A 14,110-nucleotide genomic window follows, 5' to 3' on the forward strand; every position below is an offset into this window, starting at 1 on the left:
AGCGCTACACTGGCAGTGTAGAGGTCAGCGGTTCGATCCCGCTATGCTCCACCAATACATAATAAATATACCCCGTACCTCTAAATTAGTTTAGCTGGTACGGGGTTTTTGTTTATGTGACGTATAATGTGGGAAAAGAAATATGAATATTGGTTCCTATCCCGACTTTGCTTTTGATTTGAATCTGTCCCTGATGTTCACTTATAATCTTATAGCCGATCATTAAACCTAAGCCTGTTCCTTTTTCTTTTAAGGTATAGAAAGGTTCCCCCAATTTGGGAATAAGCTCTTCTGGTATGCCGCAGCCTTGGTCAATGACTTGAATCAGAGTTTGCTGATCTTCTGCCGCTGATACTTTTACAAGAATTTCTCCCCCTTTTTCCATGGACTCCAATGAGTTCTTGAGGAGGTTAATAAAAAGCTGCTTCAACTGGTTGGGATCTCCAAGGATGAAAGGTTTATGCTGGTCAGTTTCTAAGCTAATGTGAATTTTTTTGATAATGGCTTGTGTATTGTAAATGGTAATGATGCCTTCAAGCAAGGAGTTGATGTCAACAGGTATGTATTGCTTTGCTTGCGGTTTAGCTAGCATGAGGAATTCGTTGGTTACCATTTCAATACGTTCCAGTTCCGAGCGCATCAGCTCGAAGTATTTGGGATCATCCGTTTGCTTTTGAAGCAACTGGAGAAATCCTTTCAGAGTAGTTAGGGGATTTCGAATCTCATGGGCTATTCCAGCAGCCATCTCCCCAACGACTGAAACTCTTTCCCATTTTCTAAGAAGTTCCTCTGTTTTTCGCTGCTCGGTAATATCCGTGATAACTCCATCAACTCGGATCAGTTCTCCTTCTTTGAGAACCGGAATGGCCCTGCCTTTTAACCACCTGTTTCCATGGCTAGGATGATTCATTTGGTGCTCGTAGGTAACAGTTTTTCCATTCCATAGCTCCTGATTTTTTCCAACAATCTGAAGGACATCTGCTGGGTCAAGTGCTTTATAAATTAGACTAAAGTCTTTTAATAAATCTTCATGTTTGACTCCAAACATGGTTTCGCATGAAGAAGAGATTTGCAGAAACTTTTTTGTCGCAACATCCAAAGAGAAAAATACCTGATCTAGATTATCAAAGATATTACGAAGCTGTTCTTTGGCATCATGTAGTTCATTTTCTGTTTGCTTTCGTTTGGTAATGTCCCGACTAATGTTTACGATGATATTTAATTCTCCCTGTTCATTAAAAACAGGAACTCCTCGTGATTCAATATAAATCCAATGCCCCTTAGCGTGTTGGAAACGATATACCATCTCAATGGGTTGCTTGGTTTCCCGAATTTCCTTTAGAACTTGATGCATGATGGGTTTATCATCTGGATGATAATGGTCTAGAGGAAGGGTACCTTCCAAAGCAGATGGAGGATATCCTAAAATCGTTTCATGGGAGGGGGAAGCATATAAAGTTCTCCCTTGGCTATCAAGGACTGAAATAAGGTCCGTCGTGTGCTCCGCAATTAATCGGTAACGTGCTTCGCTTTCTCTGAAGGCTCGTTCGATTCGTTTCTGATTGGTGATGTCAAAGGCTGACCCGATGACTTCCTTTACCATGCCCTCCTCCACCCTAGGACGCAAACAAACGAGAAGGGTGATTCCGCTAGGTAGATTATACTCGAAATACACATAGCTTTCTCCACTCCAAGCCCGGTCATAATAGGTTTTATGATATTCGGCTTGATCGGAAGGGAAAACGTCTTCTAGCCTTTTGCCCACAATCGGTTTAGTGATGTGAGACTGAAGAGCGTTGCCGTCACACATTGTGTAAACATATTGATCTTGTACCCGGACAAATTTAAATAATATGCCTTGATGATGACTGATCGTATTTTTTAATTCCTGTTGGGCTTGCTCAAGCTTTTTCTCAGCTTCTTTTTGTTCTGTTACATCGATACCTGTACAAATAATATATTGAGTGTCGGAAGAATCGCTAGGGAAAACGCGGTTTGACCAAGAAATCATTCTTTTTTCTCCCTGCTTGGTTTTCCAATGATTCACGTATTGGTGTAGGAGCTTAGGTTTTCGAAGATAGGAGTGAAAGACATTCGACAGTTCTTCTTTTTCTTCTATTTGGATAAAAATATCCCAATAGAAGAAACCTTTAACATCATTTAGTGGATAGCCAAAAATTTGTTCGCAAGCTCGATTCATTTGGACGACACGCCCTTGAGGGTCTAATATAATAACGAGGGTATTTAAAGTGTCCATGACGGCAGTGAAAAAATCCTCCAGTTCCACCGGCTTTTTATTTGTCATTTAATCTGCTCCCTCATTTCGATGATTTCGTTGGATGTTTAGTAAAACCCCTAAAAGATAATTCTACGTTGTTTATCTAATTCCTTGTTTGGGTTATAGAAAGATGATGAAACGCTAAAAGACCTGTATCAACAGGTCTTTTACGGTCAAATATTTTTATCTTTTTACATTCTTTTACTATATTATAAAGATATGGTGCGAATTTGGAAAGGGAAAAGGTTGGAATTAATAGTAGGTAAAACGTACCAAAAAAAGAGCTAGACTTTTTAGGAACCACTCATTATAATTTTCTCTTGTCGAATGTTGTTATGTTTTTACACCTCTTGGACTCTGTTTATTGATAACAGGGTCTTTTTTTATTTACCACACATAAAAAAAGAGGGCTTGCCTATGGATCATCTCCTAGGAAGCCCTTCAAAACTCTCACCTAAACCATCCGTAATAGTTTAGTTATTATATTAGACGAAAGGATTTATAAATAGTTGCGCTGTTTAAAATTAAATTTGTTAACTTTATGTGGCGAGAAGAACCGTTGATTGACTATTACTTTAGGTCATTGTATGGTAAGTATACAATAATATGTGAGAAAAGTCACAATATACATTTATATAGTGGTGATAGTGATAATCTCCTTGAGGAAAGAAGGGGGGAGTCTCTTGGCTTTGTTTCTAGAAAGTGAAGAACAAATGAATACCCTGCTTGATGCTTCGCCAGATCTGATCATCTTTAAGGATGGGGAAGGATGCTGGATGGAGGCTAATAAGGAAGCCATCAGTTTGTTTCAATTAGAAGGGATCGAGTACAAGGGAAAAACCAATAATGACTTAATCCCGTTCACCTACTATAAGGATTTGATGAGAGCTGGCAATGTATCGGATGAAAAGGCTTGGTATAGCAAAAACATAGTTAGGATAGAAAAGGTTTTTACTCATCCGGATGGAACGGCTTCTGTATTTGATCTCATAAAGGTGCCAGCTTTTTATGAGGATGGACGTCGTAAAGCGTTGGTCGTCATCGGACGGGATATCAGCGATCGAAAAAAGGCAGAAGAAAAACTGATCCTTAATGCAAAGATCCTAGAGGAATCGAATGATGGCATTATGATTACGAATATTGATCATGTCATAGAATATGTCAATCCGGCCTTTACGAAATTCACGGGATATCGTTCTGAGGAAGTACTGGGAAAAGCACCTTCCGTCCTGAGTTCCGGAATCCAGGACGAATCTTTCTACACGCAAATGTGGAATGAAATCAGAAGCAAGGGGAGCTGGCAGGGAGAAATCTGGAATAAAAGAAAGAATGGAGAGGTCTATCTTGAATCTTTGAATATTAAAGTCATCAAGGGGGCAGATGGGAAGGTAAGCCACTACGTTGCCGTATTCCGGGATATTACCTCCCGCGAGAAGCTAAAGAAAGATGTCTTGCTAACAGGACAATTCAGAGTAAATTCCTTCCATCTAATTATCATGATAATGATATCGAAATCAAAGCCATTTACAGGCCTGTCCATTTACGATTATATAAGAAATAAGGAAAGTAACATCATCCTTGGTTGTCTTTTTGACTTAATGGGTCATGGGTTAGCTACCGCTTTAAAGATTTCCTGTTTGCGGGTCTTGTTCCGGCAAGCTGCTGAGAGAAACATGTCCCTTCGGGATAAGATGGCGTGGATGAATAAGGAAGCTATAAAATATTTTACGGACGAGACATTTGCGGCAGGGCGAAATTTGGAATCCAAAAACGGGGAAGTGTATCTGGAATGGCTAACCATTGATGCTGTAAGGGATGAAACCGGAATTGTAACGCATTATGTGGCTATTTTCTCAGATATTATGGAACGCAAACGAACAGAAGAAAAACTTCACTTATACAGCAGGGTTTTTGAGAATACAAGTGAAGGAATTATTATTACAGATACAAAAGGAAAGATCCAATGGGTGAATCCGGCATTTACAAGAACGACTGGCTATAGTCCTGACGAGGCTATGGGGAAAAAACCGAGCATGCTCTCTTCCAATCAGCATGATGCCCAATTTTATATAGATATGTGGACGACCATATATGAAAAAGGGAACTGGCAAGGAGAGATCTGGAATCGAAGAAAAAATGGCGAAGTTTATCCGGAATGGTTAAGCATCAATACTGTGAAAGACGATAATGGAAATATCACGAATTTTATGGGTGTTTTTTCTGATATTACAGATCGTAAAAAGTCGGAAGAGCATCTGAAATTTCTCGCTCATTATGATGTGCTGACCGAATTGCCAAATCGTTTCTTATTTCAGGATCGCCTGACCCAAGCGTTGCTTCAAGCACAGCGAATCGGCAAAAAAGTGGCTGTTATGTTTCTTGACTTAGACCGGTTTAAGTGGATTAATGATACCTATGGACATGATGTCGGCGATCAGTTATTGCAAAGTGTAGCAGCCCGATTGAAAAAATGTGTCCGGAAAAGTGATTCCGTAGCTCGAAGGGGTGGAGATGAATTTACCGTTCTCCTGTCCGGCATTCATCAAGCAAAGGATGCAGCCAAAGTGGCAGAAAAAATAGGGAACGCTCTATCCCAGCCATTTTATATAGAAGATCAGGAATTCTTTATTACAACGAGTATCGGAATAAGTTTGTATCCCTCGAATGGGAATGATGTAGAGACGCTCATCCGAAATGCGGATTCGGCTATGTATTGCGCTAAGGAGTTACGAAATACTTATCAATTCTTCACGCCTGAAATGAAAGAGGCGACGACGGAGAAGATTTTGCTGGAAAACAGTTTGCATAAGGCGCTCGAGCGAAATGAATTTATGGTATATTATCAGCCTCAAGTGGATATTCATACAAGAGAGATAGTAAGCATGGAAGCCCTAATCCGCTGGAACCATCCTGAGATGGGCTTGGTGCCCCCTGCTGAGTTTATTCCCCTCGCGGAGGAAACAGGGCTCATTGTTACGATTGGGGAATGGGTGCTGGAAACGGTTTGCCGGCAGAATAGATCTTGGCAAGGAGCAGGTTTAAAGCCGATGAAAATTGCAGTGAACCTTTCTCCTAGACAGTTGCAAGATAAGCATTTGCTCCGTACAATTGCTCGTATTTTAAGGGAGACTGGATTAGATCCATCTTATCTGGAGTTGGAGATTACAGAAGGAATTAGCATACATCACATTGATAGCATCATCAAGATCATTGAAGAAATTAGGCAGTTGGGAGTCACCGTATCTATTGATGACTTCGGTACAGGCTATTCATCTTTAAGCTATCTTAAAAAATACCGTATAGACCGGCTCAAGATTGATCGTTCCTTTGTAAAGGACATTTGGACAGACCCAAGGAATGCGACTATTGCAAGAGCCATCATTGACATGGCTCATGGCTTGGAATTGAATGTGGTAGCGGAAGGCGTTGAATCTGAAGAAGAACTAAGCTTTTTTAAAGATAATGAATGTGATGCCGTTCAGGGCTATCTGTTTTATAAGCCAATGCCTACTCAGGAGATAGAAAATTTGCTTGCAAACAACACGTCAGCTTAGACCCATGGACCCTATAAATATCCGTGGGTTTTCTTACTAAACCTACAAAATGTTAAGATTGGATATATTAGAGAATTTCACTTGATATTTGTCAGACATCAGACTAGAATGATTTTGGGACATCTAGGAGGAGAATATCATGATGATAGTTAACCCTGACCCTCGCCCTCTTTATATGAGAGTAGTCGATAAAATTAAAGAAGAAATTCAACAGGAACGTTTTCAGCCGGGACAGCAGCTTCCTCCTGAGCCGAAGCTGGCTAAGTCTTTAGGGGTAAGCCGAGCGACTCTAAGGGAGGCGCTAAGGGTCCTGAATGAAGAAAATGTAGTAGAAAGAATTCACGGCGTCGGGACTTTTGTCAAGACTGAACCGGTCATTGCCGGAGGGATTGAAGAGTTAATTAGTATAACGGAAATGATCGAGAGAAATGGACAAATTCCTGGAGCGAAGATGTTAAGCATGGAGTTCATTGAAGCAGGAGAAAAGGATCAGGCTACCCTGCAGCTTAGTCCGAAAGAAAAAATTTTACTTTTAAAAAGAATACGGACTGCTAATAATGAGAATGTAATTTTTTGTATTGATAAAATCCCAGCAAAATATTTGCCGGAGGGTTTTTCATACAAACAACAATCCCTATTTGAAAGTCTTAAAGACACGACATCACTAGAAATACAGTACGCAAGATCGGATATCTCGGCCCTCGGCTATGATGAAGAGATTTCTAGCTTACTGAACTGTGAACAAGGGGAAAGTCTGCTTGTCCTCAGTCAAATGCACTATGACCGACTGGATAGGCCGATTATATATTCCAAGAATTATTTTCGCGCGAACAAGTTTAAGTTTTCGGTTGTTCGCCGGAGAAAAAATTAAGGGGGTAACACGGCATGTTAAAGAAAGGTTTATCTACATTCATGGCTACACTGTTTGTAGCAGTAGGCGTACTTACAGGGTGCGGCGGAAATCAAGCCCAGCCGCCTGCAGAACAGGCACCAGGGCAAGGCGCTGAAGCTCCAGCGCAGGATGCTGGCGAAGCGTTAAAAATAGGCATGGTAACTGACGTAGGTGGAGTAAATGACAACTCTTTTAACGAATCGTCGTGGGAAGGTCTGCAAAGAGCACAAAGCGAGCTTGGAGTAGAAGCCCAATATGCGGAATCCAAGTCTGATGCGGATTACGAGCCTAACCTAAATCGTTTTGCTCGCGGTGGTACCAATTTAACTTGGGGTATTGGTTTCCTAATGGAAGATGCGATCAAGAATACGGCAACAGCAATCCCTGATGCCAACTTTGGAATCATTGATTCTAACTTAGGCGGGGATATTCCGGCTAACGTAGCAGCGGTTACCTTTAAAGAGCATGAGGGTTCTTTCTTAATGGGGGTTATCGCGGGAAAAATGACTAAAACCAATAAGGTGGGCTTTGTCGGCGGGATGAAGTTTGCTCTTATTGAAAAGTTTGAATATGGTTTCAGAGCGGGTGTTAAAGCCGTAAATCCAGATGCTGAAGTGAGCGTCAACTATGTTGGGGCATTCGATAAGCCAGATCAAGGGAAGACATTTGCAGCTACCATGTATGACAGTGGTGTAGATATTATTTTCCACGCCTCTGGAGCAACTGGTGATGGGGTATTTGCTGAAGCGAAAGAGCGCGGCAATGTATGGGTAATCGGGGTAGACAAGGATCAATCCTTCTTGGCTCCGGAGCAAACGCTAAGCTCAATGGTTAAGCGAGTAGATGTAGCCGTATTCACGGTAACTGAGCAATTGAAAAATGGCCAGTTCCCTGGCGGAAAAGAAACGGTTCTTGGATTGGCTGAAGAAGGGGTGGGGATTGCTCCTACTTCTGATAAAAATGTTCCACAAGATGTCTTGGCAGCTGTAGATGAGTACAAAGGAAAGATTCAAGCCGGTGAAATTAAGGTTCCGCAAACCGAAGCGGAGTTCAAGGAATTTAAGTAATACATGTAAAATCTTGCTATAGTGAATACTACACAGGACTAGGTTGTAATTACAATCTAGTCCTGTGTTTTACCTGCATGAAAGTCGTTAAGTTGGGTAGGCAGTTACCAAGGGGATGGTGAAACATATGGCGGATACTGTGGTAGAGATGAGAGGAATTACAAAGCGATTTCCGGGTATAGTGGCCAATGATAATATCTCCTTTTCCGTGAAAAAAGGGGAGATTCATGCTCTGTTAGGGGAAAACGGCGCCGGCAAGTCGACGCTTATGAATATATTATTCGGATTATATGAGCAAGATGAAGGGGATATCCTTATTCGAGGAGAGAAAGTGAGGATACAAAATCCTAACGATGCTAACCGCTTAGGAATAGGTATGGTGCACCAGCATTTTATGCTAGTTGAACCGTTTACTGTTACCGAGAATATTATTCTGGGCAGTGAACCTAAGCGTGGGACAGCGATAGATCGGAAGACGGCAAAAGCCAAAGTGACAGAGCTATCTGAACGATATGGCCTTTCTGTTAATGCAGATGCGACAATCTCGGAAATATCAGTAGGGATGCAGCAACGGGTTGAAATTCTGAAAACCCTTTATCGCGGAGCAGAGATATTAATTTTTGATGAACCGACAGCCGTACTTACCCCGCAGGAGATTGAAGAATTAATGGTCATTATGAAAAATCTTGTCCGTGAAGGAAAGTCCATCATCCTCATCACGCATAAGCTTAAGGAAATTATGGCCGTGTCCGATACGGTTACCGTTATTCGCCGCGGAAAGGTCATCGGTTCCGTCGCTACAGCGGAAACCAATCCCAATAAGCTCGCAGCGATGATGGTGGGGAAGGAAGTTTCATTTAAAGTGGATAAGAAAGAGGCTGCTCCTGGACATGTTGTATTAAAGGTCGAAGACGTGAAGGCGGAAAACGAAAAAGGAATTCATGTTTTGAACGGAATTAACCTAGAAGTTCGAACAGGCGAGATTGTAGGGATTGCCGGGGTAGATGGAAATGGTCAGTCAGAATTAATCGAGGCTATTACAGGACTTCGCAAGGTAAAATCTGGGAGGATTTCCTTAAAGGATCAAGATTTAACTAACAAGGCCCCCAGAGCGGTCATTGAAGCTGGGGTATCGCATATTCCTGAAGACCGACAAAAAAGAGGCCTCGTATTAGATTTTAGCATTGGTGAAAATATGGTCCTTGAGACCTATTATAAAGAGCCTTACTCTAAAGGTGGATTTATTGATTATCAAGAGGTCTATAAATATTCTAGACGGCTTATTGAGGAATATGATGTTCGGACGCCAAGCGAACATACGCCGGCTCGTGCCCTGTCTGGCGGTAATCAGCAGAAAGCGATTATTGCCCGAGAAGTAGATAAGGATCCGGACTTCTTAATTGCCGCTCAACCGACAAGAGGCGTTGATGTTGGCGCAATCGAATTTATACATAAGCGTATAATTGAACAACGGGATGCAGGAAAAGCGATTTTATTGGTCTCCTTCGAGCTGGAGGAAGTCATGCAGCTTTCCGATCGGATTGCCGTGATCTATGAAGGCGAAATTATAGCTATTGTCGATCCAAAACAAACGACGGAACAAGAATTAGGTTTCTTAATGGCTGGAGGAAGAAAAGACAAGCAAGAAGGTGATTTAGTTGAACGCTGATAAGAGGGAGCAGTTTCTCATCCCGTTAATAGCCGTTTTGGTTGGTTTGCTAGTTGGGGCACTGCTTATGCTGTTTAGCGGATATAATCCGCTTGTAGGATATGGAGCTCTCTTTTCCGGGATTTTTGGGACCTTATATGATGCGGGAGAGACTATTCGTGAAATTACACCGCTGATTTTTACGGGCTTGGCGGTAGCCTTTGCCTTTCGGACGGGATTGTTTAACATCGGGGTGGAAGGACAGTTTGTTGTAGGATCATTAGCCGCTGTCGCTGTAGGTGTGCTGTTTGATTTACCCTGGTTTCTTCATGCACCTTTGGCTTTTTTAGCGGGTTGTATTGCCGGAGCTCTTTGGGCTGCGATACCTGGAATTCTAAAAGCCAAGCTGCATGTCCATGAAGTGATCACCTCCATCATGTTAAACTATACCGCTCTTATCGCTGTTAACTATATAATCCGAACCTACTTAAAGTCTGCCTCTGAGAGGACAGAGAAAATTCATCCATCGGCTTCGTTAAGCTTTGAACCGCTAGCTGCATTATTTGACTATTCTCGTATCCACTTGGGGATTATCATTGCTTTGGTTTTTGCTTATTTGTTTTATTTGATCCTTTGGAAGACGATTTGGGGTTATGAGCTTAGAGCAGTAGGCTTCAATCCCTTTGCTTCGCAATATGCGGGGATGAGTGTACCAAGAAACATTGTAACCTCTATGATGATCAGCGGGTTTTTGGCTGGGGCGGGTGGTGCAGCAGAAAGCTTGGGGGTTTATGGCTACTTGGCCATCAATGCTGCCCTTCCGGGATATGGGTTTGATGGGATAGCGGTGGCATTGCTCGGAGCAAATTCCCCAATTGGAATCGTGCTTGCAGCTATCCTATTCGGTTCATTGCAATACGGTTCTAACAACATGCAGCATCAAGCTCATATTCCGACAGAAATCATCACGATTGTTATCGCCGTGATCATCCTATTTGTAGCATCGAATGGTGCGTTAAAGTGGATGGTCAAATGGGCACGTCGCAAGCCAGAGGGGGAGGCAAAAAAATATGACCGTACTTGATATTTTGACGACGCTTATTCATAATACGATTGTCTATTCAACGCCTCTCATTTTTGCTGCCCTAGGTGGTGCATTTTCGGAGCGTTCAGGGGTCATTAATATCGGGCTGGAAGGATTGATGATTTCTGGAGGATTCGCTGCTGCGGTTTGTACCATATTCTTCGGTGAAACCATGGGGCTGGGTCCAATTGCTCCCTGGATTGGGTTGATTTTTGCGATATTGTTTGGAATCATCTTTGCCTTACCGCATGCTGTGGCATCCATTACCTTCCGAGCGGATCAAACGGTCAGCGGGGTTGCCATCAACTTTTTGGCGATTGGATTCGCGGTGTTTATGCTAAAGAAGCTATTTAATGGAGCGGCCCAAACGACAACCATTCAAAACCCATTTAAAAAGTGGGCCGTGCCTTTCTTGTCGGATATCCCCTATTTGGGTAAAGCTATATTTGTCGCTTATCCGACTTCCTACATGGCCATCATTTTGGCTTTTGTCGTATACTACCTGTTCTTTAAAACAGCATTCGGCTTGCGTCTGCGAGCAGTAGGCGAACATCCTAAAGCAGCGGATACTGTTGGCGTGAATGTGATTAAAATGAGGTATATTGCTGTCTTATTGAGTGGAGCTTTTGCCGCAGCGGGGGGTGCAACGATCGCTTTGGCTATCACCAATAACTTCACACATAGTACCATATCCGGCCAAGGCTTTATGTCTCTTGCTGCTTTGATTTTTGGGAAGTGGCATCCCATAGGAGCACTTGGAGCGGCCCTTTTCTTCGGCATGGCACAAGCCCTGGCGGCAGTCGGGCAAGTATTAGGATTAACCAAATACATTCCGGCCGACTTTTTGACCATGCTTCCATATATCCTGACCATTCTAGCGCTGGCGGGCTTAGTCGGAAAAGCCAACGCCCCTGCGGCAGTCGGGAAGCCGTACGAGAAAGGGCAGAGATAAAGCTTATAACGTTAGTTTCCAGGTGATGGATTAGGTGGGGTTACATGGGGGATAAAGGGAGTTTTTCCGCTTATCTGAGTTTTGAAAGGGAAAAAGGGGAAAATAAGCGGAATCTTTCCTGTTAATGGCCTGAATTGGGGTGTTTGCACTAGGTTTTGGAGAAATAACAGGATTTTCTCCTGCTATTTCACGATTTTTCCCTTCCCTTTTTTAAATAGGCGGACTTTCTCCCCTTATCCCAAACCTTAAAATAGCGATAATCTATGGAAAATCGCTAAAAAGCACTATGGTTATGGAAAATACTTTACTAAAATCGTAACAGCAAACAAAGGAAAGATTAAGGGAGAATTTTCAATCCAACCTTGACAAGATTTACTTCTTCCTTAATTTGATTGATGAAGCATGATCCGCTCCCGGATCATGCTTGTTTTTTTATTTTTGACAAACACTATACCAAAGAGAGGAGGAAATCCCATGGAGTTTTTCGGGAACCGATTAACAGAGGATCAAGTTAAGACTATTGTAAGCACGTATATGGAGATTCGGTATGACGATATCAACCAAGCTCCTACCAAGGAAGATATCCGATTCGCATTAAAGCATTACCTAAAGAGAATGCTGGAGGAACCGCATATTTATGTGCACCAAAATGATCATGGAGAATGGGTTTGGGACATCGTGGAAGAGAATCTTGATGATGAAGCGTTTTATGAGCATCCCAACTAGGCATTATGATTGCATCTGAATTTCATGCTTGTCATAATGAGATACAGCATACAGTTTTGGGGGTGATCGTTTGTTGGATCCACATGATGAGCCGTTTATGTTATTAGCATTAGAGGAAGCCAAAAAAGCAGCTGAAATGGGAGAGGTTCCTATAGGTGCAGTGATTGTCCGGAATGGAGAGGTAATCGGAAAGGGGCATAACCTGAGAGAAACATGCAAAGACCCTACAGCGCATGCTGAGATGATAGCAATCAAAGAGGCAAGTGAGCGTCTAGGCGGATGGAGATTAATAAATAGTACGCTTTATGTCACACTCGAACCTTGTCCAATGTGCGCAGGGGCTATTGTACAGTCGAGGATTGAACGTGTCGTGTATGGTGTATCAGATCCCAAAGCAGGCTGTGCCGGAACCTTAATGAACCTTTTGCAGGAGGATCGGTTTAATCATCGTGCACAGGTTACTTCAGGTGTCCTTGCCGAATCTTGCTCGGGAATTTTAAAAGATTTTTTTCGGAAATTGAGGAACAGGAAGAAGGCAGAAAGGAAAGAATTAGACACTTGATTTACCTGTACAGCATATGATAACATATTTCATGTCACTACGGAGGCGTACCCAAGAGGCTGAAGGGGGCTGACTCGAAATCAGCTAGGGCGTTCACGCGTCGCGGGGGTTCAAATCCTCTCGCCTCCGCCATATATATCTTTTGCTAAATACATATATCACAATTTTTCTACCTCCTGCGGAGATATTCCGGAAGGAGGTTTTTATTTGTATTCAAAATGAAGTTATAATGAATCTATGAAGAAAAAACAATTAGAAGAATGTCCCCTTTGCCGAGCCCCACTAGTAAGCCATACTTTAATGAACAAAAAGGAAAAACTTAGATATCTATGGTGCTCTCGTAACCCTCATCATTTCAGGTGGGAAGAACCTATACAGTAGACTAGTAGCAGAAGCCTTGGGAGCAGAGGTGGGGTGGGACGAACATCAAAAGCGATCATTATTACGACCAAGTCGAGTGGAATTCGGTGCCTAGAGCCGATGATCATCCAAAACTAGATGATAATCTCCATCATGATTCAACTCATGATCTTTATGAAGACGGACCAAAACACCATATGTGGGATGACGGATCAGATCATGATCAAGATGATGACCATGGAAATCGTCAAAATCGGAACCGAGATCCAGATGGAAGAGAGGATAGGTAAAAATATGGTTGATCATTATCTCTTAACGTGCCAATATAAGGGCGCGTTTTTTGTTTAAAAATAGACAAAAAAAGCCCCATATGGGGCAAACTCTCAACGCTAAACAACCGTTTAGTTTAGCTACTGTTATTATAGATGATCAGGGGATAATAAATCATTATAAATTTTTTCCTCGTTTATATTTTCTTTGGAAATTATGAGACTTCCATAATTTAAGCTGGCCAAGCCCTTGAATCTCTGTTTGGATTTATGTTATGCTTACTACGCAGCCAAATGAGGTTGCCTTACCATTGTGTATAAGTTTGTCGTGCTAGACGGGGAGATGGCGGTGCCCTGTAACCCGCAATCCGCCTTAGCGGGGTTGAATTCCCATTTGAGGTGCGATTCATGTAAGGTCTGCCTTGTGCAAGTGGCGTTGACAATCAGGTCCTACGCAACAGAAACTCATGAACCTGGTCAGGTCCGGAAGGAAGCAGCCATAAGTGAACCATTCTGTGTGCCGCAGGGTAGCCTGGTTCGAGCTAACTACACAAGTAACGCTTGGTTGGTCGTATCGACCTTGGGTGCACGGCATCAATTTTATATAGGGCTGTCCTTTGAGTATGACTACTTGAGGGGCAGTCCTTTTATCTATGCAAATAGAAAGACAAGCCTTAATGATATCGTTTGTTAATTTAAAAACATCTATAGTATACTT

The 14,110-nt window shown here is 42.4% G+C and carries 10 protein-coding genes, 1 tRNA gene and 1 other RNA gene; 11 read left to right on the forward strand and 1 reads right to left on the reverse strand.

Annotation, left to right across the window (positions count from 1 at the left end):
* Positions 1-112 precede the first annotated feature (112 nt).
* Positions 113-2,305: a PAS domain S-box protein gene (locus tag ABLT31_RS28145; RefSeq protein WP_367758069.1), complete on the reverse strand. Its 2,193-nt coding sequence runs from the start codon at positions 2,303-2,305 to the stop codon at positions 113-115.
* A gap of 656 nt (positions 2,306-2,961) precedes the next feature.
* Between ABLT31_RS28145 and ABLT31_RS28150 the strand changes: the two genes are divergently transcribed.
* The 11 genes from ABLT31_RS28150 to ffs all read left to right on the forward strand — a co-directional run bounded on the left by ABLT31_RS28150 (position 2,962) and on the right by ffs (position 13,984).
* Positions 2,962-5,832 (forward strand): sensor domain-containing protein, encoded by a 2,871-nt coding sequence (locus tag ABLT31_RS28150; protein ID WP_367758070.1) that lies wholly within the window; start codon positions 2,962-2,964, stop codon positions 5,830-5,832.
* 142 nt (positions 5,833-5,974) lie between these two features.
* Positions 5,975-6,703, forward strand: coding sequence for a GntR family transcriptional regulator (locus ABLT31_RS28155; protein ID WP_367758143.1), 729 nt, complete (start codon positions 5,975-5,977; stop codon positions 6,701-6,703).
* A gap of 14 nt (positions 6,704-6,717) precedes the next feature.
* Positions 6,718-7,791, forward strand: a complete 1,074-nt coding sequence (locus tag ABLT31_RS28160; protein WP_367758071.1) for a BMP family lipoprotein — start codon at positions 6,718-6,720, stop codon at positions 7,789-7,791.
* A 127-nt stretch (positions 7,792-7,918) separates the two neighbouring features.
* A complete protein-coding gene (locus ABLT31_RS28165) occupies positions 7,919-9,460 on the forward strand; it encodes an ABC transporter ATP-binding protein (protein WP_367758072.1) in 1,542 nt (513 codons plus the stop codon).
* A complete protein-coding gene (locus ABLT31_RS28170) occupies positions 9,450-10,523 on the forward strand; it encodes an ABC transporter permease (RefSeq protein WP_367758073.1) in 1,074 nt (357 codons plus the stop codon). Before ABLT31_RS28165 ends, ABLT31_RS28170 begins: the two co-directional genes overlap by 11 nt.
* A complete protein-coding gene (locus tag ABLT31_RS28175) occupies positions 10,510-11,475 on the forward strand; it encodes an ABC transporter permease (RefSeq protein WP_367758074.1) in 966 nt (321 codons plus the stop codon). Before ABLT31_RS28170 ends, ABLT31_RS28175 begins: the two co-directional genes overlap by 14 nt.
* Positions 11,476-11,949: 474 nt before the next feature.
* Positions 11,950-12,201 (forward strand): hypothetical protein, encoded by a 252-nt coding sequence (locus ABLT31_RS28180; protein ID WP_367758075.1) that lies wholly within the window; start codon positions 11,950-11,952, stop codon positions 12,199-12,201.
* Between the two features lie 73 nt (positions 12,202-12,274).
* Positions 12,275-12,763 carry a tRNA adenosine(34) deaminase TadA gene (gene tadA / locus ABLT31_RS28185; RefSeq protein WP_367758144.1) on the forward strand — a complete coding sequence of 163 codons (489 nt, stop codon included), beginning with the start codon at positions 12,275-12,277 and terminating at the stop codon, positions 12,761-12,763.
* A 41-nt stretch (positions 12,764-12,804) separates the two neighbouring features.
* Positions 12,805-12,895 (forward strand) — tRNA-Ser (locus ABLT31_RS28190).
* Between the two features lie 366 nt (positions 12,896-13,261).
* A complete protein-coding gene (locus ABLT31_RS28195; RefSeq protein WP_367758076.1) occupies positions 13,262-13,471 on the forward strand; it encodes a hypothetical protein in 210 nt (69 codons plus the stop codon).
* A 247-nt stretch (positions 13,472-13,718) separates the two neighbouring features.
* An RNA gene (gene ffs / locus ABLT31_RS28200) (signal recognition particle sRNA large type) lies at positions 13,719-13,984 on the forward strand.
* The last annotated feature ends 126 nt before the right edge of the window (positions 13,985-14,110 follow it).

The organism is Ammoniphilus soli, from assembly GCF_040813775.1.